Origin of the sequence: Streptomyces sp. HUAS CB01 (assembly GCF_030406905.1) — a bacterium.
Taxonomy (GTDB): domain Bacteria; phylum Actinomycetota; class Actinomycetes; order Streptomycetales; family Streptomycetaceae; genus Streptomyces; species Streptomyces chengbuensis.
The window spans coordinates 6,237,150-6,259,306 of sequence record NZ_CP129137.1; the positions used below are offsets into that span (position 1 = coordinate 6,237,150).

The 22,157-nt window shown below is 73.0% G+C and carries 18 protein-coding genes and 1 pseudogene; 11 read left to right on the forward strand and 8 right to left on the reverse strand.

Features of this window, described 5'->3' with window-relative positions; genetic code table 11:
* The first annotated feature begins 255 nt into the window (after positions 1–255).
* The 4 genes and pseudogenes from QRN89_RS27430 to QRN89_RS27445 form a co-directional block, all read left to right on the forward strand.
* Positions 256–1,173 (forward strand): DMT family transporter, encoded by a 918-nt coding sequence (locus QRN89_RS27430; RefSeq protein ID WP_290352065.1) that lies wholly within the window; start codon positions 256–258, stop codon positions 1,171–1,173.
* Positions 1,174–1,336: 163 nt separating this feature from the next.
* Positions 1,337–1,816 (forward strand): SPW repeat protein, encoded by a 480-nt coding sequence (locus tag QRN89_RS27435; protein ID WP_290352067.1) that lies wholly within the window; start codon positions 1,337–1,339, stop codon positions 1,814–1,816.
* A gap of 156 nt (positions 1,817–1,972) precedes the next feature.
* Positions 1,973–2,893, forward strand: coding sequence for a MurR/RpiR family transcriptional regulator (locus QRN89_RS27440; protein ID WP_290352068.1), 921 nt, complete (start codon positions 1,973–1,975; stop codon positions 2,891–2,893).
* Positions 2,894–3,195: 302 nt separating this feature from the next.
* A pseudogene (locus tag QRN89_RS27445) lies at positions 3,196–3,750 on the forward strand (5-methyltetrahydropteroyltriglutamate--homocysteine S-methyltransferase); the annotation flags it as partial.
* Positions 3,751–3,822: 72 nt separating this feature from the next.
* Here QRN89_RS27445 and QRN89_RS27450 read toward each other — a convergent pair.
* Positions 3,823–4,512 carry a class F sortase gene (locus QRN89_RS27450; protein ID WP_290352069.1) on the reverse strand — a complete coding sequence of 230 codons (690 nt, stop codon included), beginning with the start codon at positions 4,510–4,512 and terminating at the stop codon, positions 3,823–3,825.
* Between the two features lie 133 nt (positions 4,513–4,645).
* Entirely contained in the window at positions 4,646–5,716 is a 1,071-nt protein-coding gene (locus tag QRN89_RS27455) for a hypothetical protein (protein WP_290352070.1), read from the reverse strand.
* Between the two features lie 435 nt (positions 5,717–6,151).
* Between QRN89_RS27455 and QRN89_RS27460 the strand changes: the two genes are divergently transcribed.
* From QRN89_RS27460 to QRN89_RS27470, 3 genes are all read left to right on the forward strand, one after another.
* Positions 6,152–6,433: a hypothetical protein gene (locus QRN89_RS27460; RefSeq protein ID WP_290352071.1), complete on the forward strand. Its 282-nt coding sequence runs from the start codon at positions 6,152–6,154 to the stop codon at positions 6,431–6,433.
* Between the two features lie 256 nt (positions 6,434–6,689).
* A complete protein-coding gene (locus QRN89_RS27465; RefSeq protein ID WP_290352072.1) occupies positions 6,690–7,289 on the forward strand; it encodes a sigma-70 family RNA polymerase sigma factor in 600 nt (199 codons plus the stop codon).
* Positions 7,286–8,110, forward strand: coding sequence for an anti-sigma factor (locus QRN89_RS27470; RefSeq protein ID WP_290352073.1), 825 nt, complete (start codon positions 7,286–7,288; stop codon positions 8,108–8,110). The genes QRN89_RS27465 and QRN89_RS27470 overlap by 4 nt, the downstream gene beginning before the upstream one ends.
* 366 nt (positions 8,111–8,476) lie before the next feature.
* Here QRN89_RS27470 and QRN89_RS27475 read toward each other — a convergent pair whose 3' ends face one another.
* Positions 8,477–9,775: a cytochrome P450 family protein gene (locus tag QRN89_RS27475; RefSeq protein ID WP_290352074.1), complete on the reverse strand. Its 1,299-nt coding sequence runs from the start codon at positions 9,773–9,775 to the stop codon at positions 8,477–8,479.
* Positions 9,776–9,882: 107 nt separating this feature from the next.
* On the opposite strand from QRN89_RS27475, the gene QRN89_RS27480 reads away from it, so the two are divergent.
* Positions 9,883–11,118: an FAD-dependent oxidoreductase gene (locus tag QRN89_RS27480; protein WP_290352075.1), complete on the forward strand. Its 1,236-nt coding sequence runs from the start codon at positions 9,883–9,885 to the stop codon at positions 11,116–11,118.
* Between the two features lie 469 nt (positions 11,119–11,587).
* On the opposite strand, the gene QRN89_RS27485 is transcribed toward QRN89_RS27480, so the two are convergent.
* The 3 genes from QRN89_RS27485 to xylB form a co-directional block, all read right to left on the reverse strand.
* The gene (locus tag QRN89_RS27485; RefSeq protein ID WP_290352077.1) at positions 11,588–13,261 is read right to left on the reverse strand and encodes an acyl-CoA dehydrogenase family protein; all 1,674 of its coding nucleotides are present in this window, start codon (positions 13,259–13,261) and stop codon (positions 11,588–11,590) included.
* A gap of 25 nt (positions 13,262–13,286) precedes the next feature.
* Complete coding sequence (locus QRN89_RS27490) at positions 13,287–13,904, reverse strand: TetR/AcrR family transcriptional regulator (protein ID WP_290352078.1); 618 nt, start codon at positions 13,902–13,904, stop codon at positions 13,287–13,289.
* A gap of 952 nt (positions 13,905–14,856) precedes the next feature.
* A complete protein-coding gene (gene xylB / locus QRN89_RS27495) occupies positions 14,857–16,362 on the reverse strand; it encodes a xylulokinase (protein ID WP_290352079.1) in 1,506 nt (501 codons plus the stop codon).
* A gap of 195 nt (positions 16,363–16,557) precedes the next feature.
* Between xylB and xylA the strand changes: the two genes are divergently transcribed.
* Both xylA and QRN89_RS27505 read left to right on the forward strand, forming a co-directional pair.
* Entirely contained in the window at positions 16,558–17,727 is a 1,170-nt protein-coding gene (gene xylA / locus QRN89_RS27500) for a xylose isomerase (RefSeq protein WP_290352080.1), read from the forward strand.
* Positions 17,728–17,808: 81 nt separating this feature from the next.
* A complete protein-coding gene (locus tag QRN89_RS27505; protein WP_290352081.1) occupies positions 17,809–19,071 on the forward strand; it encodes an ROK family transcriptional regulator in 1,263 nt (420 codons plus the stop codon).
* Between the two features lie 3 nt (positions 19,072–19,074).
* On the opposite strand, the gene QRN89_RS27510 is transcribed toward QRN89_RS27505, so the two are convergent.
* The gene (locus QRN89_RS27510; RefSeq protein ID WP_290352082.1) at positions 19,075–19,428 is read right to left on the reverse strand and encodes a VOC family protein; all 354 of its coding nucleotides are present in this window, start codon (positions 19,426–19,428) and stop codon (positions 19,075–19,077) included.
* Positions 19,429–19,664: 236 nt separating this feature from the next.
* A complete protein-coding gene (locus QRN89_RS27515; protein WP_290352083.1) occupies positions 19,665–20,687 on the reverse strand; it encodes a LacI family DNA-binding transcriptional regulator in 1,023 nt (340 codons plus the stop codon).
* Between the two features lie 150 nt (positions 20,688–20,837).
* On the opposite strand from QRN89_RS27515, the gene QRN89_RS27520 reads away from it, so the two are divergent.
* Positions 20,838–22,145, forward strand: coding sequence for an ABC transporter substrate-binding protein (locus tag QRN89_RS27520; RefSeq protein WP_290352085.1), 1,308 nt, complete (start codon positions 20,838–20,840; stop codon positions 22,143–22,145).
* Positions 22,146–22,157: the final 12 nt, after the last annotated feature.

Here is a 22,157-nt window from a genome sequence, read left to right on the forward strand (position 1 = left end):
CCGGACGGCCCTGTGAGGGGCGCTGCCCGGTCGGCCGTGAGGACCTGTGCCCGGGACTACGAACCTCTGCCCGGTCGGCCGGACGGCCCTGTACGGATCGCGGCCCGATCGCGCCCGGTGGAGCCCGCCCGGGCCTCCGTCCCCCACCCCGTTCGGACGTCGGTCCGGCCCTCCCCGATCGCGGCGCGCCCCGTGCCAGGGTCACGATGGCAGGAACCACAGCAGCCACGGGGGCGGAGGCGGGAGGTCGTACGGGTGCAGTCGCTCCTGGTGCCGGTGGGCTTCGCCCTCGCCTCGGCGCTCAGCAATGCCATCGCCACCGTGCTGCAGCGCCAGGAGGCCCTCAAGGTGCCGAGCTCCAGCGGCTTCCGCCCGGGGCTGATGCTCGATCTGCTGCGCCGTCCGCTGTGGCTGGCCGGGATCGCCGCGGTCCTCGTGGCGGGGGTGTGCCAGGCGCTGGCGCTCAACACCGGCCCGCTGGCGATCGTCCAGCCGCTGTTCGTCCTCGAACTGCCGCTCGCCCTGATCGTCGCCTCGATCGTGATGCACCGGCACCTGCCCCCGTCCGGCTGGGGCGCCGTGAGCCTCGTCGTGGTGGGCCTCGGCATCGCCCTGGCCGCGGCGTCCCCCACCGGCAACCGCACCCAAGTGCCCCTGGACCGCTGGCTGCCCGCGCTCGCCGTCTGCGGAGGGGCGGTCGTCGCGCTCTCGGTCGTGGCCCTGCGGCGGCCCGTGGGGCGCACCCGCGCCGCCCTCCTCGGCACGGCCACCGCCATCAGCTACGCCCTCACCGCCGCGCTCATGAAGTCGGCGACCCACATCCTCGAGGACGAGGGAGCCGCGGCCTTCTTCACCTCCTGGGAGGTGTACGCCTTCGCGGTCACCGGTGGCACCGCGCTCTTCCTGCTCGAGAACGCCCTGCAGGCGGGCCCGTTGGTCGCCTCCCAGCCGGCGCTCACCCTCGGCGACGCCACCCTGAGCCTGCTGCTCGGCGTCACCCTCTACGAGGAGCACGTGCGCACCGGCTGGTGGCTGCTGCCGGAGCTGCTGGGCCTCGGCCTGATCACCGTCGGCGTCTTCACCCTCGCCCGGATCCCCCTCGCGGAGACACTCGTGGCCGCGGAGGAGACCTCCGAGGCCGCTCCTCCCCAGGCGGGGCAGCCCCTGCCCTGAACCGCCCCCCGTCGGGGATTCGCCGCCCGGCCGCCGAGGGTTCGCGGACGGGTCCGCCGAAGGATCCCGAATCGGCGCGCCAGGGGATTGAGGGAAGCGGCCGAGAAGCGTTTCATTGCAGGTGAAAGGGGCCGATTTGACGCTTCCGAAGGAGGCGGCCCGCATGACCACACACCAACCGAGCATCGAGCAGCACCCTGATCTCGCCGAGATGCGCGCACGCTTCGAACGCGCCACCGCGTCGCCGCGCGGCCAGGTGACCGAAACGCTGGCCCTCCTCACGGGCCTCTACCTCGCGGCCTCGCCGTGGATCGTCGGTTTCAACGGCCTCACCACGCTGGCCGTCACCAACCTGATCTGCGGCGTCGCCTACGCCCTGTGTCTGGGCGGGTTCGGCTCGGCCTACGAGCGGACCCACGCCATGGCCTGGTGCGCCATCGTGATCGGCGCCTTCACGATCTTCTCCCCGTGGATCGTCGCCGGGAACGTCGCCGTCACCGGCAGCGTCGTCAGCAACGTCATCGTCGGCATCGCGGCACTCTGCATCGGCGTGGCCATGGCCGCCATGACCGACCGCCCCGGCTCGCTGCGCCCCGCGCGGGCGTCCGGAGGCCGGGGCCGTGACCTCGGTCCCCTGAGCTGAGCCGCCCTTCACCGCGAAGGCCCCGGCCGCCCGGACAGGGCGCCCGGGGCCTTCCGGCTGGACGAACAGGGGCCTTCCGGTTGCACGAAGAGTCTCTCGGGCGACCACGCATGGTGAGCTATGTTGAGCGAGAGCGGGACGAGAGGGAGGCACACGGTGCCATCAGGGCAGCGGGCGCGCGCACAGGCGTCTGCGATCACGCCGGGAAGACAGACTCCGGACGCGGAGCCGGCTCCTGTGGAGAGGGTCCGCGCGCTGTTCGGCGGACACCGGCTGTCGCCCGGGCAGCGGCGGATCGCGCAGTACATCACGGACAACCTCACCGAGGCCGCCTTTCTGTCGATCACCGATCTCGCGGACCGCGTCGGCGTCAGCCAGCCGTCGGTGACGCGCTTCGCGTCCTCGGTGGGCTTCAGCGGCTACCCGGCGCTGCGGGAGGCGCTGCAGCCCATCGCGCTCAGCGCCGTCGCCGGCTCGCCGGAGACGGGCGGGAGCGGGCGCAACGAGCTGCAGACGGCGGTCGACGCGGAGATCGCGAACCTGGAGAGCCTGCGCCGGAGGTTCGCCGACACCGGCCAGGTGCTCGAGGTCGGCCGCGAGCTGGCCCGTTCGGTGCCGCTGACGATCCTGGGGCTGCGGATCTCCACCTCGCTCGCGGAGTACTTCGCCTATGCCGCCCGGCGGATCCACCCGGACGTACGGCTGGTCTCGCGCGGCGGGAGCGTGGCGTACGACGCGCTGCTGCAGTCGCGGGAGGCGGGCGGGACCTGGGTACTGGCCTTCGCGATGCCCCGGCACGCCAAGGAGACCCTTGCGGCGGTGCGGGCCGCCCGCCGTACGGGCCTGCGGACCGCCCTGATCACGGATCTCACCCTGGGGCCGCTCGTGGACGAGGTCGACGTGGCCCTGACCGCGGGCACCGGTTCACGACTCGTGTTCGACTCCTACTCGGCGCCCGGCGTCCTGTCGGCGGCCATCCTCCAGGCGATGGCGGACGCGGACCCCGAACGCACACAGCGGCGGCTGGAGCAGTACGAGCACGCCGCGGAGCAGCACGACTTCTTTCTCGAGGACTGACCGGCAGCACGCACACCCCCTCCCCCCGGTGGGAGAAAAGGGGGACTTTCATGCCCAGAAGCGCATGAATTTTTTCATGCTCTTGCTTACTTGGCGGTAAATATATTTACTGCGTGTGGCACTGCGGACGACACTCCTCCTCGTCGGCCCCACGGTGTTCTGTTCGGGCAATCCGCTCCCCTCGGATGCCCCCCGGCGGCTCCGGTCAACCCCTGGGCCGGAGCCGCCGGTCAACAGCCTTCACGAGCACGGCCCCGGCCAACGGCTCCCCGCACCGGCCGAACCGGCCGTACGCCCGCCGCGTCGCCCTGCGCGACGAGGTCGCCGACCTGGAGGCGGCGGGCACCTCCGTGATGCAGGTCGACGGACCCGCCCGACGCGAGACCCTGCCCCTGCGGACCGGGGAACGCGCCGGCTGCCCCGCCCGGGCCACCGAGGCGTTCCGGCTCACCACCGGCGGGGTACGGCCGGACACCCGGATCCACACCCACGGGTGCTACGCGGAGTTCGGCGACGCCCTGCAGACCGTCGACGACCTCGACGCCGATGGCATCAGCCTGGAGGCGGCCCGCTCCCACAGGCAGGTCGCCCGTGGACTCGCCGGCGCCGCCGGCGCCGGTCGTCCGGGCGAGGTCGGCCCCGGGGTCTACGACATCCACTCGCCGCGCGTGCCGGACACCGCGGAGGCCGTCGCCCTGCTGCGCGAGGCACTCCGGGCCATCCCGGCCGAACGGCTGTGGGTCAATCCGGACTGCCGGCTGAAGACCCGCGGCCGGCCCGAGACGAGGGCCGCGCCCGGGAACCTGGTCGCGACGGCCCGGGACCCGCGGGCGGAGCCGGCCCGCCGGCAGTCCTGACGCGCGAAGGGCCCGTGCGGACACCTCCCCGGTGTCCGCACGGACCCGTCCCCTCCGCCCACGACCGGCGGTTCAGCCGTTCTTGACGGAGTCGAGATGGGCGAACACCACGATGTTGTCCTTGTAGTCCTTGGTCTTCTTGTCGTACAGGCCGCCGCAGGTGATCAGACGCAGCTGCGCGGTCGGCGCGTCGTTGTAGACCCGCGCACTCGGGAAGGCGGCCTTGCTGAAGGTCTCCACCGAGTCGACCTTGAACGTGGCCACCTTGCGGTCCTGGCGGGTGATGTCGATCTTGTTCCCGGGCTTGAGCGCGCTGAGGGACTCGAACACCGCGGGTCCCGTCATGGTGTCCAGATGGCCCGCGAGGATGGACGTGCCCTTCTCGCCCGGGGTGGAGCCCTTCCCGTACCAGCCCACCAGGTTCTTGTCGTTGGGCGGCGGCGCGTTCAGCTGCCCGGCCTTGTTGAGCGTCAGCACCGTGAAGGGGGCGTTGACCGAGATGGCCGGGATGGCGATCCGCGTCGGGACGGAACGCGGCAGCGGCGGGTGGACGGGAGCGGCCTTCGGCGGGCTGACGGGGGCGGGGGCGGGCGAAGCGGGGCGGGCCTGAGGGGTGTTGGCCGCCTGGCCGCCGAGCGAGTTGTAGCAGAGCAGTCCGCCCAGCGCGGCCGCAACGACCGGCCACAACAGGGTCTGGCCGAGGGAGCGGGACGGCGCGGGCTCGGGGGGCGTCTGCGAGCCGAGCGGTTGCCTGGCGTTCATACGAGAGGCCTTTCGTGTACCGGGACGCAAGCGGGGATCGGGATCGGGGCGGTGAAAACGCATCGCCGCGGCCGCCGTCCGGTGAGGACGGCGGCCGCGACAGCGCAGCGAGCTGCAGGTGATGCGACCTCGATCAGGCCGAGGTACCGGTCACGCCACGACGGCGCAGCTTCCAGGCGCCGGCGCCGATGCCACCGAGCATGAGCAGCGAACCGGCGGCCAGGCTGCCGCTGTTCATCGCGAGGCCGCCGCCTCCGGCGTCGACGCCACCGTTCGGGTCGTCGTCGTCGTCATCGTCGTCGTCATCGTCGTCGTCGTCATCGTCGTCGTAGTCGTGGTCGTCCTTGTCGTGGTCCTTGTGCTTCCACTTCTTGTCGTGGTCGCCCTTCTCGTGGTCGCCCTTCTCGTGGTCGTCCTTCTTCTCGTAGTCCTTCTTCTCGTCGTCCTTCTTGCTGTACTCGTCCTTCTTCGAGCCCTCTTCCTGCTTGGACCCGTTCTCGTCCTTCTTCGAGCCCTCTTCCTGCTTGGACCCGTTCTCGTCCTTCTTCGAGCTCTCTTCCTGCTTGGACCCGTTCTCCTCCTGCTTGGAGCCCTGGCCCCACTCGTCGTTCATGACCGACGCGAGGAAGCCACCGCCGGCGTCGACGCCGCCCTTGGGCTCGTCGTCGTCGTCATCGTCGTCGTCGTCATCGTCGTCGTCGTGGTCGTCGTCATCGTCGTCGTCGTCGTGGTCGTCCTTGTCCCACTTCTTGTGGTGGTCCTTCTTGTCCCACTTCTTGTCGTCGTCGTCCTTGTCGCCCTTGTCGTGGTCGCCCTTGTCGTGGTCGTCCTTCTTCTCGTCGTCCTCGGCCACGGCACGGCTCAGGAAGCCACCGCCGGTGTCGACGCCGCCCTTGGGCTCGTCGTCGTCGTCATCGTCGTCGTCGTCATCGTCGTCGTCGTGGTCGTCGTCATCGTCGTCGTCGTCGTGGTCGTCCTTGTCCCACTTCTTGTGGTGGTCCTTCTTGTCCCACTTCTTGTCGTCGTCGTCCTTGCCGTGGTCGTCCTTCTTCTCGTCGTCCTTCTTGCCCTCGTGGCTGCTGGACGAAGAACCGTTGTCGTGGCCCCAGTCCTCGGCCAGGGTCATCGCGTAAGCGGTAGGTGCGGAAATCGTCAGGACCGCGGTAATGGCGGCCGAGGCGCACAGGGTGCGGGCAGAGCGCATGAGATCCCATTCCTTTCGCCGCCACTGCGAGGGCTGACACATCGTCGGCTCATCGGATCGCAGCTGCGACGAATTCACCGTCAGACGGATCGCGGCTTCGCACCAGCCGAGAACGTCGCATTCGAGGGACACCGTCCGCTCTTCGGGTGGCGACACGCCGACTATTCACTCTTTGGGCGGCAGCCAGACGATATGCGCCTTCGCGGCGCACTCCGGACCTCTCGCGATCCGGTTTCCCGCAGAACGGCAGGAGCGCTCGTCCGGCACTGCGAATTCCGTGTTCTTCGCGTTCTGCGCCTATCCGGAGACGGGTCGGCTTCGAACTACTCGTGTCACGGGCACGCGGCAGCGACGCCGTGCGAGTGCCGTGCCCGGCGGTCCGGACGGTCCCCGAAGAGGAGATCCGGAAGGCCCCCGGGAGAAAGGTGGGGTCAGATGGCCGTTTCCCTCCGGGTGCGCCGTTTCGCGGCCGGCGCGGCCGCCGCCGGTGTGCTCGTCGGCGGGGTCTCCGCGGCGTCCGCGGACAGCGCGGCGGCATCGTCCGCCCTTGCCGCCCCGACGCGGGTCTCCCACCTCGTGGGTGAATCCGGCGGCCCGGACTGGGACCGCTGCGAGTGGCGCAAGGGCCACTGGAAGGAGGAGTGGGTCAAGGACCACTGGGAGGACAAGTGGGTCCCGGGCCGCTGGGACTGCCGTGGTGGCGACGGGGGCGACTGACCGGCCGCGACCCGAGGCCGGCCGGGAGCGAGGACGAGTGACTGCTGAACGACGGGTGACTGCTGAACGACGGGTGACTGCTGAACAGAGAACTGGGCAGGTGACGTACGAGCGGTGCCCGGCGGACGTGACATGTCACCGGACACCCCGGCTCCCTCGTGGCTCCAGGCGTGCGGCCCCTTCCGATCGGTGGTGGCATGGTGACGAACGAGCCTGTACGGCACCCCTGGTGCCCACGAGGAGCGAGGGGGCGCGAGTGTCGCCACCTGATGCGGATCCCGACGCCGCCGAACAGCTGGCCAAGCTCGGACTGGACGAGCTGATGGTCCTGGTGGGACGCGGCGACCAGGACGCGTTCGTACCCGTCTACGAAGCGGTCAGTGGCCCGGTACTGGGCCTCGTCCGCCGGGTCCTGCGCGATCCGGCGCAGTCCGAGGAGGTGACCCAGGACGTGCTCGTGGAGGTGTGGCGTACGGCAGGCCGGTTCCGGCCCGAGCAGGGCAGCGCTCTGACCTGGGTCCTGACCCTCGCCCACCGGCGCGCGGTGGACCGGGTCCGGTCGTCACAGGCCAGGACCGAACGGGAGCGCAGAGTGGCGCTGCTCGAGTCCGCTCCGCCGTTCGACGAGGTGGTCGAGCAGGTCGAGACCGGCCTGGAGCAGCAGCAGGTCCGGCGCTGTCTGCAGTCGCTGACCGAACTGCAGCGGGAGTCGGTCGTGCTGGCGTACTACCACGGCCTCACCTACCGGGAGGTGGCCGAGCTCCTCTCCCAGCCCCTGGGCACGGTGAAGGCCCGGATGCGCGACGGGCTGATGCGGTTGCGTGACTGTCTGTACGAGGGCGAGGTACGGCCATGAGCGAGGTCCGGGACAGGAACGGCGACGAGTTGCACTCCGGCACCGGCGCCTACGTCCTGCACGCGCTGCCCGAGGACGAACGCAGGGCGTTCGAGGAGCACCTCGCGGCCTGTGCGGCCTGTGCGCGTGAGGTCGCGGAGCTCTCGGAGTCGGCGGCCCGCCTCGCCCAGCCGGTCACGGCCGTGCCTCCGGAGCACCTTCGGCGGCGGGTGCAGGAGCGGATCGCCGTCACCCCCCAGGCCCCGTACGCGCCGCGCGTCCCGCGTGAACACCCCGAGGCGGAGGTCCCCCACGCCCGGTCCGCCGCCGGTGAGCCGGCCCCGCCCCGCAGCCGGCGCTCTCCCGTCCCCCGGATCCTGCAGCTCGCCCTCGCCGCCTGCACCGCTCTCGCCGTGGCCTTCGGCGGCGTCGCCGCATGGCAGTACCAGGCCGCCGAACAGGCGCGTTCCCAGCTGCACTCGGCCGAGGAGCGGTACGCGGGTGTCGCCGACGTGCTCGCCGCCCCCGACGTGGAGCTCCACACGCAGCAGCTCGCGGACGGCGGCACGGGCACCATCGCGGTCTCCCGGAGCCAGGACGCCGCGGTGTTCTTCGCGACGGGAGTCCCACCGCTGCCGGTCGGCCAGACGTACGCCCTGTGGTTCAGCGAGGACGGCTCCTACCGGCCTGCCGGGCTGGTCAGCGGGGCCGAGGCGCAGGACATGCAGATGCTCTACGGTCCGGTCTCGGGGGCGACGGCCGTGGGCATCACGATCGAGCCCGTCGGCGGCTCGGCCCAGCCCAGCGGTCCGCCGCTCGGACTGATCGACATCCCGGCCTGAGCGGCCGAAGCCCGTCCGTTTCACACGGGTGGTGTGCGCCTGCGGTGTGCGCCCGCGCGCGAGGCGCGGCGGGCCCCGGCCCGGCCCGGTTCCGGCGGGCGTGCTCCGCGCCGGGGCGGTGCGCTGTGCCCGGTACGGGGCGTGCTGCGGGTACGCGCAGCCGGCCCTCCGGCGCGGGTGGGACGGGGCTCCGCGGCCGGACGGGAGAGGGTCCACGCCGGGGCAGCTCCCGCAGAGTGTGACCGCGCCCCTGCGCCGGCCCGCGGGTGCCGGTGACCGCCGGCCACTCCGCCTGCACGCGACCCGGTCCGGCCCGCAGATACCGGGCGCGCGGCGCGGCCCGCGGGTGCGCGATGCCCCGGATGGTCAGCCCGTGCCGAACGGTGCGACCTCGCCCGGGGCGGACCCGGCGACGTCCCGTCCCGCGACGTTGCCGGGCCGGTGCCCGTCCGTGGGTGTGAAGGTCACCGGCAGCCGCGCCGGGCCGCGCAGCCCGCCCGGCCTCCAGCGCAGCTCCTCCGGCGGCACGGCCAGCGCCAGGTCCGGCAGGCGGCGCAGCACGGTGCCGATGGCGATCTGGCCCTCCAGCCGGGCCAGCGGGGCGCCCAGGCAGTAGTGGATACCGTGGCCGAAGGCGAGATGGGGGTTGTCACGCCGGGTGATGTCCAGCCGGTCCGGGTCGGCGAACCGCGCCGGGTCGCGGTCGGCGATGGCCGAGGCGATCAGCACGGTCGCGCCACGGGGGACCGTCACACCGGCGATCTCGACGTCCTCGCGGGCGAACCGCGCGATCCCGGGGTTCACGGGCCCGTCGTAGCGCAGGAACTCCTCGATCGCCCCGGGGAGCAGCTCGGGATCGTCCCGCAGCAGGGCCAGCTGGTCGGGGTGGGCGAGCAGCGCCGCCACCCCGCTCCCGATCAGGTTGACCGTGGTGACGTACCCGGCGACGAGCAGCAGGAACGCCATGGCGATCAGCTCGTCCTCGTTCAGTCGCTGCTCCTCGTCCCGGGCGGTGATCAGCGCGCTCAGCAGGTCGTCCCCCGGCTGGGTCCGCTTGTCCGCGATGAGCCCGGTCAGATAGGCGCGCATCCGCTGCCAGGCCGCGTCCACCACGGCCGGGTCCGGCATCTCCGCCCGGCGCAGCAGCATGTCGTCGGTCCAGCGCTGGAACTCGTGCCGGTCGTCCACGGGCACACCCAGAAGCTCGCTGATGACGGTGACCGGGAGCGGCAGCGCGAAGTCCGCGACGAGTTCCGCCCGCCCGGCGGGCAGCAGGCCGTCGAGCAGCCGGTCGGTGATCTCCTGGACCCTGGGGCGCATCTCCGCCACCCGGCGGGCGGTGAACGCCTTGGAGACCAGCCGGCGCAGCCGGGTGTGGTCGGGCGGGTCGGAACGCAGCATGTTGCTCACCATCGACTCGCGCTCCGTCGAGGGCAGCTGCTGCATCAGCCGCGGGTCGGAGGCGTCGCGTACGTCGCTGCTCAGCCGGGAGTCGGACAGGGCCGCCAGGCCGTCCTCGTAACGGGTGACCAGCCAGGCCTCCAGTCCACCGGCGATCACGGCCCGGCGCACCGGACCCTCCTCGCGTAGCCGGCGGTAGAGCGGGAAGGGATCCGCGACGAAGGCCGGGTCGGCGTAGGGCAGAAGGACCGGCTGCTCGCTCATGTTGCCTCCCGGGAAGCGGCACGGACACCCATGCCGCGGTTGACCGTCTTGAGGGTATATGTCCAATTGTGGCTGACCCCGGGACACCACCGAAGGGAGCGGTTGCCATGGAGCGGACCACCTGCTGTGTGGTGGGCGGCGGACCCGCCGGGATGGTCCTCGGACTGCTGCTGGCCCGGGCCGGGGTGGACGTCACCGTCCTGGAGAAGCACGGGGACTTCCTCCGCGACTTCCGCGGCGACACCGTGCACCCCTCCACCCTGGCGCTGCTGGACGACCTGGGTCTGGCCGAGCGGTTCGCCCGGCTGCCGCAGCGCCGGGTGACGACGGTGCAGCTGCCCATCGGACCCGACCGTTCCCTGATCACCGTCGGGGACATCGGCGCGCTCCGGGGCACGTACAACTACATCGCGATGGTGCCCCAGTGGGACCTGCTCGACCTCCTCGTGGACGAGGCGGGCCGGGAACCGTCCTTCTCCGTCCGGATGAACACCGAGGCGACCTCGTTCCTCATGGAGCGCGGCCGGGTCGTCGGCGTCCGCTACCGCACCTCGGACGGCGGCACCGGCGAGCTGCGGGCCACGCTCACCGTGGCGTGCGACGGCCGGGGATCGCTGGCGAGGGCGCTGCCCGAACTCCGTCTGGAGAGCTTCAACTGCCCGATGGACGCCTGGTGGTTCAGGCTGCCCCGGCACGAGGGCGATCCGAGCGGGCTGGTGGGCGGGGTCGGCGACAGGTTCTTCAGCGCACTCATCGACCGCGGCGACTACTGGCAGATCGCCGCACTGATCCCCAAGGGCACCGACGCGGAGCGGCGCGCCGAGGGGCTGGACCGGTTCATGGCGCGGTTCACCTCGGCAGCCCCCTGGCTCTCGGACCGGACGCACGCGCTCACCTCGTGGGACGACGTGAAGCTGCTCGACGTACGGCTCGACCGGCTGCGGCGCTGGCACCGCCCTGGGCTGCTGTGCATCGGCGACGCCGCCCACGCCATGTCGCCCGTCTTCGGGATCGGCATCAACCTCGCCGTCGAGGACGCGGTGGCCGCCGCCCGTCATCTCGTCGGCCCGCTGCGCGAAGGCCGGGTGGGCCTCCAGGACGTACGCGGCATCCAGCGCCGCCGATGGCCCACCACCGCCGGCACCCAGGCCCTCCAGCGCCTCGCCCACGCCAGGGTCATCGAGCCCCTGCTGGCCGGGGAGCCCGCCTTCGGCAACCCCCGGCTGGCCAAGCGCGCGACCGAGCTCATCACCACCTCCCGCCGGTTCAACCGGCTCCCGGCCTACTTCCTGGCCTACGGCGCCCTGCGCGAACGACCGCCGAAGGAATCGGTGCGGCGCTGACGGCGGGGCGGTTCGTCGCGAAGGGGCGGGAGGCGGGACGGGGACGCGGGTGCGGTGCGCAACGGGTACGGGGCGGGGTGGGCGGGGGCGGGAGGGACGCGCCCGTACCGCACGGGTGCGGACGGGGCACGATTCGGGCACGGTGGCGATGGTGCGTCGTGCGACGCGGGTGCGTCTCGGCGGATGCCCCGCCACCGGGCGAGCGCACCGTTCCGGGTCGCGGCACCTCCGCGCCGGCCGCCGGGACAGCCGGGGTACGCGACGGGGGCCGGTGCACCCCCGGTCGCCGGGCGGCGTGTGACGTTCCGTCGGGACGGCGCCCCCGCGCCGGGCAGCCACAGGCAGCCACAGGCAGCCACGGGCAGCCGAGGCAGCCGGAGGTGGCCGGGAGCCGGTGCACACCCGGCTCCCGGCCGCAGCCGGCGTTGTGGCGGGGCGAGCCGCGCGCCGGACGGGCGCGGCCCGCACCTCAGTGCGTCGCGCCCGGGACCCGGGTGAGGATCGTGGCCAGGTCGGCGGCCGGCGGGAGGGTGCCGAAGGCGAATCCCGAGTCCCCGCCCAGGCGGGAGGCGCAGAAGGCGTCGGCCACGGCGGGCGGTGCGTGGCGGACGAGGAGAGAGCCCTGCAGCACCAGCGCGAGGCGCTCGACCAGCCGGCGGGCACGCAGTTCCGCGTCGGCGGTGAGCACCAGCTCGCCGCGCAGCGCGCGCCACGCCTCGTCCAGGCGCGCGTCCGCACCGGTGGCCGCGTCGATCTCCGCCCGGAACGCCTCCAGCGACTCCGGCTCGCGGACGAGCGCACGGAGCACGTCCAGGGCGTTGACGTTGCCCGAGCCCTCCCAGATGCCGTTGAGCGGAGCCTCGCGGTAGAGCCGCGGCATGCCGGACGCCTCGTCATAGCCGTTGCCGCCCAGGCACTCCAGCGCCTCGGCGACCGCGGCGGGCTGGCGCTTGCAGACCCAGTACTTCCCGACGGCCGTGGCCAGCCGCAGGAAGGCCCGCTCCTGGGCGTCGCCGCGCTGCGCCCGGTCGGCCGCACCCGCGACCCGGAGCGCGAGCGTCGTCGCGGCCTCCGACTCCAGTCCCAGATCGGCGACCACGTTCCGCATCAGCGGCTGGTCGATCAGCCTGGCGCCGAACACGGTGCGGTGCCGCACGTGGTGCGCGGCCTGCGCCAGCGCCGCGCGCGTCCCCGACGCCGAGCCCAGGATGCAGTCGAGCCGGGTCATGGTGACCATGTCGATGATCGTCCGGACCCCTTGCCCCTCGCGGCCGACCAGCCAGGCGACGGTGTCGTCGAACTCCGGCTCGCTGCTGGCGTTGCTGCGGTTGCCCAGCTTGTCCTTCAGCCGCTGGATGCGGAAGGTGTTGCGCGAGCCGTCCGGCAGCACCCGGGGCACGAGGAAGCAGGACAGCCCTCCCGGCGCCTGCGCCAGCACCAGGAACAGGTCGTTCATCGGAGCGCTCGTGAACCACTTGTGCCCCCGCAGCCGCCAGGTGCCGTCCGGCTGCCCGGTCGCCACCGTGGTGTTGGCGCGGACGTCCGTGCCGCCCTGCTTCTCGGTCATGCCCATACCGGCGAGCAGTCCCCGCTTGCTCCCGGGCGCCCGCAGCCCCGGGTCGTAGACGCGGCTGGTGAGCAGGGGCTCGTAGACGGCGGCGAGTTCGGGTGCCGACCGCAGGGCGGGCACGACGGCGTAGGTCATGGACACGGGGCAGCCGTGGCCCTGTTCGGCCGAGCTCCACACCATGAAGCCCGCCGCCCGGGCGACGTGCGCGCCCGGCCGGTCGTCGGCCCACGGCGCCCCGCCGAGGCCCTCGCTGATGGCCACGTCCATCAGGGAGTGGTACGAGGGGTGGAAGTCGACCTCGTCGATCCGGTTGCCGTAGCGGTCGTGCGTGCGCAGCTCCGGCTCGTGGCGGTTGGCCTCCTCGGCCCAGCGCAGGACCTGCTCCGATCCGGCGAGCCTGCCCAGGCGGTGCAGGTCGCCCGCGTACCAGTCGGCACCCTCGCGCCGCAGTCCCTCGAGCAGGACGGGGTCGTCCGCGACGTCGTGACCGGCGAGCGGCGGGGGCTGGTTCGTCACCTCGTGCGTACGGGCGGTGGGGTTGCTGCGCAGCGATGCGTCCGCGGTCGCGGTCATGGGGAGTCCTCCCGGATCGTAGGGGTCATGCCGCGGGACGGGCGCCCGCGCAGCGCAGGGACATCGCCACCAGCTCGTCCACCAGCCGGCCGGCCTCGGGGCCCTCCGCCGGAGCGGAGAGCGGATCCACCAGCACCTCCCCGATCGCACCGGTCAGCGCGGCCGCGGTGATCTCCGGGTCCTGCCGGGGGAGCAGCCCGGCGTCGACGCCCTCCCGGACGACCTCGGCGAACACGGCGCGGTAGCGACGCCGGAACTCCAGGCGCTCCTGGCCGACGGCTGCCTCGGCCGGTGCGGCGAGCAGCGCGTACGCCAGCCCGCGCCGCTCCATGGCACGGCGCGCGAAGACGCTGACGCCGAGGGCCAGCCGCTCCACCGGGTCGCCGCTGCCCTCCCGGAGCACCTCGCCGAGCACGTCGGCCTCGTGGCCCGAGGCGCGGCGGAACACCTCGACGGCGAGCGCCTGCTTGGAGGGGAAGTGCTGGTAGACGGAGCCGACCGACATGCCGGCCGCGGCGGCGACCGCGGTGACGGACGCGTTCGTCCACCCGGCCTCCGCGACCACGGACGTGGCCTGCTCGACCAGGTGCTCCCTGGCGGCGGCCAGACGGTCCTCGACGGCGGGCGTCCTGCGGTACGGCATGGAAACAGTGAACCACCGTTCAGTGCTTCGGGCCAGACCTGCCGGGGAGGGCCGCGCGACGCGACCACGCTCGGGCGCCCGTCGTGCGGGCGCCTGTTCCGTCGGGGCCCTGCGGGGTCGTGGTCGTGGTGCGGTGCGTGTTCCGGCGGGGCCCTGCGGGGTCGTGGTCGTGGTGCGTGTTCCGTCGGGGCCGCGCGGGGCCGGGGTCGTCGTGTGGTGCGTGTTCCGGCGGGGCCCCGCGGGGCCGCACGGGGCCGGGGTCGTGGTCGTGGTGCGTGTTCCGGCGGGGCCCCGCGGGGGCTGCCGGGGTCGTGGCGTTCGTTCCCGCCGGGTCCGTGTGGGTCCGCGGCCGTCGTGCCGCTGCCCGCTGGAGGGCGCTCCTCACCGCAGCCGGCCCCGCGGTCGGGTACGCGGGCGCGGGCCGTGAGCGGGCCAGGGCCGAGTCGAGCCCGAGCCCGAGCCGCGTTCGAATCGAGCCCGAGCCCGAGCCCGAGCCCCAGCCGAGCCCGGGGCGCGCACAGGTCGGCTCCGAGTCGCGTACGAGCCGGTGTGAGCGCGAGCCGAGGCCGAGTCGAGCCCGAGCCGAGGCCGAGTCGAGCCCGAGCCGAGCCCGGGTCGTGCCCGGGGCGCGCACAGGTCGGCTCCGAGTCGCGTACGAGCGGTGTGAGCGCGAGCCGGGTCCGGGTCGCGCGGCCCGAACGCGAAGTGCCGGGCGCGGGCTCGCGACAGTCGACATCGGCCGAAACTGTTTCGGCCCCACGGTCCCGCGGCCGCGCGAAACCGTGAACCCGCAAGCCCACGGACCAGCCGCCGCGCCGCGCCCGGACGCCGGCTCCGCACGGCACCGCCCCGGCGCACCCTCGCGTGGGCCGGGCAGGGCAGGGCCGGGCCGCGGCGGGGGAGGGCCCGCGGCGGGGAGGGGCCGTGGCACGGCCCTGGACCCGCGGAGCGCTCAGCCGCCCGCTCGCCCGGCCCGTTCCGCGGCGCCCCCGAGTACGCCCCCGAGCACGTCCTCGATCCGCCGCCACGCTGCCTCGTCCCTCGGGACGGCGGGCAGGCCACGGCCCCGGCCCGTTCCCCACGCCGTCGCGACGGCCACCGGATCACGTCCGGTCGCCGCGCCCGCGGCGAGCGCGGCGGCTCCCAGCGCGACGAGTTCCTCGGACTCCGGGATCAGCACGGCGCGGCCCGACAGGCGGCGGACGGTGTCGACCCAGAACCGTCCTCGCGCGCCGCCCCCGATCAGCCTCAGGGGACGCTCGTGCGCGGCGGGCCCGTCCGGGCCGCCGTCCCCCTCACCGCCGCCGAGGGGGAGTTCGTCCAGGGCGCGCAGCACGGTGAACACCGCGCCCTCGTACGCCGCGCCCAGCAGCTGACGCGGCGTGGTCGTGTGCCGCAGGCCGGTGAGCAGGCCCGAGGCGTGCGGGAGGTCGGGGGTGCGCTCGCCGTCGAGATACGGCAGCAGCACCGCCTCGCCACCCGGCTCGGCGTCCTCGCGGTCGAGCCCGAGCAGCGCGGCGACCTTGTCGACCGCGAGCGTGCAGTTGAGGGTGCAGGCGAGCGGCAGATGGCCGCCGTCCGTGGCGGCGAAGCCGGCCAGGGCGGGCGACGTGGGGCGGGTACGGGTGGCCGCGAACGCCGTGCCCGAGGTGCCGAGGCTGACCACCGGGTGGTCGAGCAGGCCCGCGCCGCCGAGGCCCAGCCCGACCGCCGCCGCCATGTTGTCGCCCGTTCCCGCGGCGACGGCGATGCCCTCCGGCAGGCCGAGAGCCTCGGCCGCCGAGCGGGTGAGGGACCCGATCCGTTCGGCGCCCGTCGCGGCGACGGCGGGCAGCAACGCCGGGTCGAGGCCGACGAGGGCGAGCAGTTCGGGGTCGTACGCGCCGGTCGCGGTCGAGTACCAGCAGGTGCCGGAGGCATCGCCCGGGTCGGTCATCGCGGTGCCCGCGAGCCGCTCGGTGAGGAAGTCGTGGGGGAGCCGGACGGCGGCCGTCGCGTCGGCGGTCCGGGGTTCGTTCTCACGCAGCCACTGCCACTTCGTGGCCGTCATGGAGGCGACGGGCACCGAACCCGTGCGGGCCGTCCAGGCGTCAGGGCCGCCGAGGGCCCGGGTGAGGGCGGCGGCCTGCGGGGCGGAGCGGGTGTCGTTCCAGAGCAGCGCGGGACGCAGCGGGCGCCCCGCGGTGTCCAGGGTGACGAGTCCGTGCTGCTGTCCGGCGACGGCGATGGCCGTGACGGCGGAGGCCGGGGCCCCGGACGCGTCCAGGGCGGAGGCGACGGCCTCGCCCAGGGCCCGCCACCACACCTCGGGATCGGTCTCCCGCGCCCCGCCCTCGCCGGTGACGGCGTGGGGCGAGCGCCCCACGGCGAGCAGACGGCCGGAGTCGGCGTCGATGACGGCGGCCTTCGTGGACTGGGTGGAACTGTCCACGCCGATGACGACGGGCGATGACGGCACTGCGCACCTCACTGGCCAATTCTGACTGTCGTTGAAACAAAATATGTCGAGGTCGGGAGGGGGCGTCAAGCCCTGCACAGCGGGGCAATACCGACACGCATGGAACTGGGTCCGGGTCTTGGCAGACGAGGGGCCCTGAGGTATTGGTTAGAGGGAAAACAAATTCCGGACCGTCGTCTCCCGAGGGGCAGCACCATGTCGGAGAAGTACACCCCCACCGCGCAGGACAAGTTCACCTTCGGTCTGTGGACCGTCGGCTGGCAGGGCCGGGACCCCTTCGGCGAGGCGACCCGGCCGGCCCTGGACCCGGTCGAGTCCGTCGAGCGCCTGGCGGCGCTGGGCGCGTACGGCGTCACCTTCCACGACGACGACCTGATCCCCTTCGGCGCGGGTGACGCCGAGCGCGAGGCCGCCGTCAAGCGCTTCCGCTCCGCCCTGGAGCGCACGGGCCTCACCGTGCCCATGGCGACCACGAACCTCTTCACGCACCCCGTGTTCAAGGACGGCGCCTTCACCGCCAACGACCGCGACGTCCGCCGCTTCGCGCTCCGCAAGACGATCCGCAACATCGACCTCGCCGCCGAGCTGGGCGCCACGACGTACGTCGCCTGGGGCGGCCGCGAAGGTGCCGAGTCCGGCGCGGCCAAGGACGTGCGGGTCGCCCTCGACCGGATGAAGGAGGCGTTCGACCTGCTCGGCGAGTACGTCACCGAGCAGGGTTACGACCTGCGCTTCGCCATCGAGCCGAAGCCCAACGAGCCGCGCGGCGACATCCTGCTGCCCACGATCGGCCACGCCCTCGCCTTCATCGAGCGCCTGGAGCGCCCCGAGCTGGTCGGCGTCAACCCGGAGACCGGACACGAGCAGATGGCGGGGCTCAACTTCCCGCACGGCATCGCCCAGGCGCTGTGGGCGGGCAAGCTCTTCCACATCGACCTCAACGGCCAGTCCGGCATCAAGTACGACCAGGACTTCCGCTTCGGCGCGGGCGATCTGCGGCAGGCGTTCTGGCTCGTCGACCTGCTGGAGACGGCCGGGTACGAGGGCCCCCGGCACTTCGACTTCAAGCCGGTGCGCACCGACGGCTTCGACGGGGTGTGGGAGTCGGCGAAGAACTGCATGCGCAACTACCTGATCCTCAAGGAGCGCGTCGCCGCCTTCCGCGCCGATCCCGAGGTCGGGCAGGCGCTCGCCGCGTCCCGGCTCGACGAACTCGCCCGGCCCACCGCCGCCGACGGGCTCCGGGGCCTGCTCGCCGACACCTCCGCCTACGAGGAGTTCGACGTGCAGGCGGCCGCGGAGCGCTCCATGGCCTTCGAGCGCCTCGACCAGCTGGCGATGGAACACCTGCTCGCCGTGCGCTGACGGCGGGATATGTTTCCCTGTCGCCCTTTCGTGAGCTGCAGTCCCCGGCCGGCACCGCCGTGACCGGGGCAGGTGGGGAGTGTGAACGTGTCACAGAGCGCCGCGGGAGCGGCCGCCCGCGGCCAGGCCCGGGCGCCGGCCGACCAGGTGGCGGTGCGCCGTGCCAACCTCGTCCGGGTCCTCGGCGAGGTGCGCTCGGCGGGCCCGCTGTCCCGGGCGACCGTGGCCCGGCACACCGGGCTGACGCGGGCCACGGTGTCCAGCCTCGTGGCGGAGCTGATCGAGCGCGGACTGCTCCGGGAGACCGACTTCCAGCAGGACGGCACCGTCGGGCGCCCCGGCCGCCGGCTCGAGATCGACGGCCGGGCGGTGGCGGCGCTGGGGCTGGAGGTCAACTCCCGCTATCTCGCGGCCTGGTCGACGGATCTGGCGGGCCGCACCCGGCACGAGCGGCGGGTCGTCCACGACGCCACCCGCGAGGGTGCGGAGCGCACGATCCGCGCCCTGGCCGCGATCGCGGCCGAGCTGCTCGACGAGGCGCGGGCCGCGGGGGTGCGCACGGCGGGGATCGGCGTCGCCGTGCCCGGCCCGGTGGACGCCGCCGACGGTTCGGTGCGCGCCGCGCCGAACCTCGGCTGGCGGGACGTCCCCGTCGCCCGGCTGCTGCGGGAGCTCCTCGGCCTGCCGGACGAGGTGGCCGTCGTCGTCGACAACGAGGCCAATCTGGCGGCCCTGGCCGAACGCGGCCACGCCGGCTCCCGCGCCACCGACCTGGTGTACGTCACCGGGGAGGCGGGCATCGGCGCGGGCATCGTCGCGGACGGCGGGCTGCTGCGCGGTGCGGGCGGCTTCAGCGGCGAGCTGGGCCATCTGCAGGTGGACCCGGCGGGCGAGACGTGCGGCTGCGGGCGCGTCGGGTGTCTGGAGACCAAGGTCGGGCTGACCGCCGCGATCCGGACCGCGGCGCCGGATCTGGCGGCGGACGGCCCGGCCGGCCCGGTCACGCTCGATCCACAGGAACTCGCGGGGGAGTTGCTGCGACGGGCCACCGAAGGGGACCCGCGGGCGCTGGGCGGACTGGACGAGATCGGCCGCTGGCTCGGCATCGGCCTGGCGATCCCGGTCAACCTGCTCAACCCCGAGGTGATCGTGCTCGGCGGCTACTTCGCGACGGTCGCCCCGTACCTGCTGCCCGCCGCGATGCGGGAGTTGCGGGAGCGGGCCGTGGCCGGCGACCCGGCGGTGGCCAGGGTCACGGGATCGGCCCTGGGCTTCACCGCGGCGGTGCGCGGTGCGGCCGGCGTCATCGTGGAGGAGGTCTTCGCCGACCCCGTCCGGGCGTGAGCCTCACTGACGCCGCGGGCCGAGGACGCAGAACTCGTTGCCTTCGGGGTCCGCCAGCACGACCCACGGCTGATCGCCCTGGCCGATGTCGACACGCTGTGCGCCGTGAGCCACCAGACGGGCCACCTCGGCGTCCTGGTCGTCGGGCCTGAAGTCGAGATGCAGCCGGCTCTTGGCCTTCTTGCTCTCGTCGAGCCGGACGAAGTCCAACCCCGGCAGGCGATCCGGCGCCGGGCGGATCTCGAACTCGTCGGCGGAGGAGTGGACCACCACCCAGCCGAGTGCCTCGGCCCACCAATGACCCAAGGCCACCGGATCTTCCGAGTGGACGAGCACCTGTTCCCATTCCAAGGCCATCCGCCGATCTTAGACCTGCCAGGGTCCGGAAGGCAGGCGGTCGGGTCTCCCTCTCGACGAGCCGGGGGTGAGCGCCTTTCCCCTCGCCCGGCCACCGCGGCCGCCGGCACCGCGACGAGCGCCGGCACCACCGCCGCCCGCAGGTCCGGCACACACCGGCGTTCGGGTTCCGGTCTGTTCCGGCCCGCACCGGTCGGCCTGCTCGCGGGACGGGACCCCGCGGCCCGCTGACGCCGTCAGTCCCGCGTCGCCGGCGCCGCCGTGCTGTTGCGGACGACGAGACTCGTCGCGAGTTCCAGCCTGGTGGCGGAGGGTTCCTCGGTCCGCAGTCTGAGCAGCATCTGCGCCGCCTCCTCCGCCATCTGCCGGAGCGGCTGGTGGACCGTGGTCAGGGCGGGGCTCGACCAGCGGGCGACCGGCACGTCGTCGTAGCCGACGACGGAGAGGTCGTGCGGGACGCGCAGCCCGTTGACGCGTGCCGCCTCCAGCACGCCGAGGGCCTGCAGATCGCTCCCGGCGAAGATCGCGGTGGGGGGCTCGGGCAGGCGGAGCATCTCCATGGCCCGGTCGAAGCCGCCCTCCACGTGGAAGTCGCCGTAGCGGACGAGACCGGGGCCGGCCTCCAGCCCGGCCATGCTCATGGCCGAGCGGTAGCCGTCGAGCCGGGCCAGGGAGCACAGCATGTCCTCCGGCCCGGTGATGATGCCGATCCGCCGGTGCCCGAGCTCGATCAGATGCCGGGTGGCCGCGAGCCCGCCGTTCCAGTTGGCCGAGCCGACGGACGGTACGTCGGGGTCGGGGTCACCGGCCGGATCGATGATCACGAAAGGAATGGACCGTGCCCGGAGCTGCTGCTTGACCTCCTGCGGGAGGGCGGAGAAGACCAGCACCACACCGATGGGCCGCCGCTGGAGGACGCCCTCGACCCAGTCGGGGGCCGGCGAGTGGCGGGTGCCGCTCTCGGTGAGCACCACGCTGGCCTGGTTGGCCTTGGCGACGTTCTCCACGCCGCGGATCAGCTCCATCGCCCAGATGCTGTCCAGCTCGTGGAAGACGATCTCGACGAGCGGCGCCTCGCGGGACGACCTGGCCGTGCGGCGGTAGGCGTGCGTCTCGAGGAGGCGCTCCACCTTGACCCGGGTCGGTGCCGCCACGTCCTGGCGGCCGTTGAGCACTTTCGAAACTGTCGAAATGGAGACGCCCGCCTTCTCGGCCACCTGAGCCAGGGTGATCCGGCCCATCTCCTCGTCATCGCGCATGACAGGAGCATAAGGCACGGCCAACCGGGCGACGGCAGTAACGCTTTGGTAACTGACGGGCCGAGGGTTGACCGTCCTGGTGAGCCCGCCTAGCGTCCCTTCCCGTGAACTTTCGGTAATGGTGCCGAAATAGTTTCGAAAGGCGACGCGATGAAGCAACGCGTACGGTTCCCCCGGGCCGCCGTCACCGGCGGTGTGACGCTGGCCATGGTGCTCTCACTGTCCGCGTGCGGCGGCGGCTCCGACGACGCGGCAGGCCGGGCCGACGAGATCCACGTCCTCGTCTACGGCGACGCGACCAACAAGGTCGAGAAGCAACTGGTCGAGACCTTCAACAAGACCTCGAAGGTGAAGGCGGTCCTCGACACCATCCCCGGCGCGGACTACCAGGCCAAGCTGCAGACGATCATCAACAGCAAGCAGGCCCCCGACGTCTTCTTCAACTGGGGCGGCGGCAGCATCAAGCCGTTCGTCGACGCCGGACTGCTGATGCCGCTGGACGACTTCATCGCCAAGGACCCCGGGCTCGAGTCCAACTTCCTCCCCTCGGTGTTCAACACCGCCGAGGTCGACGGCAAGGCGTACGGCGTGCCGATGCGCGGCACCCAGCCCGTGATGCTCTTCCACAACAAGAAGGTCCTGCGGGAGGCGGGCGTCTCCGCGCCCACGACCTGGGACGAGCTCCTCGCGGCCGTGAAGACCCTCAAGGCCAAGGGCGTCACCCCGATCGCCCTCGGCGGCGGCGACAAGTGGCCCACCCAGATGTGGTTCCAGTACGTCTACGACCGCGTCGCCGGACCCGAGCTGTTCCGCAAGGCCCTCTCCGGCGACAAGAGCGCCTGGGAGAGCGCCGACAGCAAGAAGGCGCTGGGCATGATCAAGGAGCTGGTCGACGCCGGCGCCTTCGGCACCAACTACGACTCGGTGAAGTTCACCGACGGCGGTTCGCCGGCGCTGCTGGCCACCGGAAAGGCCGCGTTCGAGCTGATGGGCTCGTGGGAGTACGCGACCCAGCAGGACGCCCACCCCGACTTCGCCGCGAGCGACCTGGGCTACGGCACGTTCCCGACCGTCGCGGGCGGCAAGGGCGACCCGGCCAACCTCGCCGGGAACACCAACAACTTCTACTCCGTGCTGAAGCGGACCAAGCACCCCGAGGCGGTCGCCGAGTTCCTGAAGCTCCAGTACTCGGACGAGTTCGTGAAGGCGCAGCTCGGCGTCGGCAACCTGCCCACCACCACGAACACCCCGGACTTCCTCGACACCTCCGCCAACCCGGCGTACTCGAAGTACCAGTACGACCTGGTCGCCAAGGCACCCGCCTTCCAGCTCTCCTGGGACCAGGCCTACCCGCCGGCCGCGACCACCACGATCCACACGGCCGTCCAGCAGTTCTTCAACGGCCAGATCGACGCGGACGGCTTCATCGCGTCGATGCAGTCCCTGCCCGCGGCATGACCTCCACCCCAC

What these genes read in the sequence shown, in the direction of transcription:
- QRN89_RS27490 (WP_290352078.1), bottom strand. Translation starts at nt 13,904, where the DNA reads ATGCCGTACCGCAGGACGCCCGCCGTCGAGGACCGTCTGGCCGCCGCC.
- QRN89_RS27450 (WP_290352069.1), bottom strand. Translation starts at nt 4,512, where the DNA reads ATGAACGCCAGGCAACCGCTCGGCTCGCAGACGCCCCCCGAGCCCGCG.
- QRN89_RS27480 (WP_290352075.1), top strand. Translation starts at nt 9,883, where the DNA reads ATGGAGCGGACCACCTGCTGTGTGGTGGGCGGCGGACCCGCCGGGATG.
- xylA (WP_290352080.1), top strand. Translation starts at nt 16,558, where the DNA reads ATGTCGGAGAAGTACACCCCCACCGCGCAGGACAAGTTCACCTTCGGT.
- QRN89_RS27520 (WP_290352085.1), top strand. Translation starts at nt 20,838, where the DNA reads ATGAAGCAACGCGTACGGTTCCCCCGGGCCGCCGTCACCGGCGGTGTG.
- QRN89_RS27470 (WP_290352073.1), top strand. Translation starts at nt 7,286, where the DNA reads ATGAGCGAGGTCCGGGACAGGAACGGCGACGAGTTGCACTCCGGCACC.
- QRN89_RS27460 (WP_290352071.1), top strand. Translation starts at nt 6,152, where the DNA reads ATGGCCGTTTCCCTCCGGGTGCGCCGTTTCGCGGCCGGCGCGGCCGCC.
- QRN89_RS27435 (WP_290352067.1), top strand. Translation starts at nt 1,337, where the DNA reads ATGACCACACACCAACCGAGCATCGAGCAGCACCCTGATCTCGCCGAG.
- QRN89_RS27510 (WP_290352082.1), bottom strand. Translation starts at nt 19,428, where the DNA reads ATGGCCTTGGAATGGGAACAGGTGCTCGTCCACTCGGAAGATCCGGTG.
- QRN89_RS27455 (WP_290352070.1), bottom strand. Translation starts at nt 5,716, where the DNA reads ATGCGCTCTGCCCGCACCCTGTGCGCCTCGGCCGCCATTACCGCGGTC.
- QRN89_RS27485 (WP_290352077.1), bottom strand. Translation starts at nt 13,261, where the DNA reads ATGACCGCGACCGCGGACGCATCGCTGCGCAGCAACCCCACCGCCCGT.
- QRN89_RS27515 (WP_290352083.1), bottom strand. Translation starts at nt 20,687, where the DNA reads ATGCGCGATGACGAGGAGATGGGCCGGATCACCCTGGCTCAGGTGGCC.
- QRN89_RS27475 (WP_290352074.1), bottom strand. Translation starts at nt 9,775, where the DNA reads ATGAGCGAGCAGCCGGTCCTTCTGCCCTACGCCGACCCGGCCTTCGTC.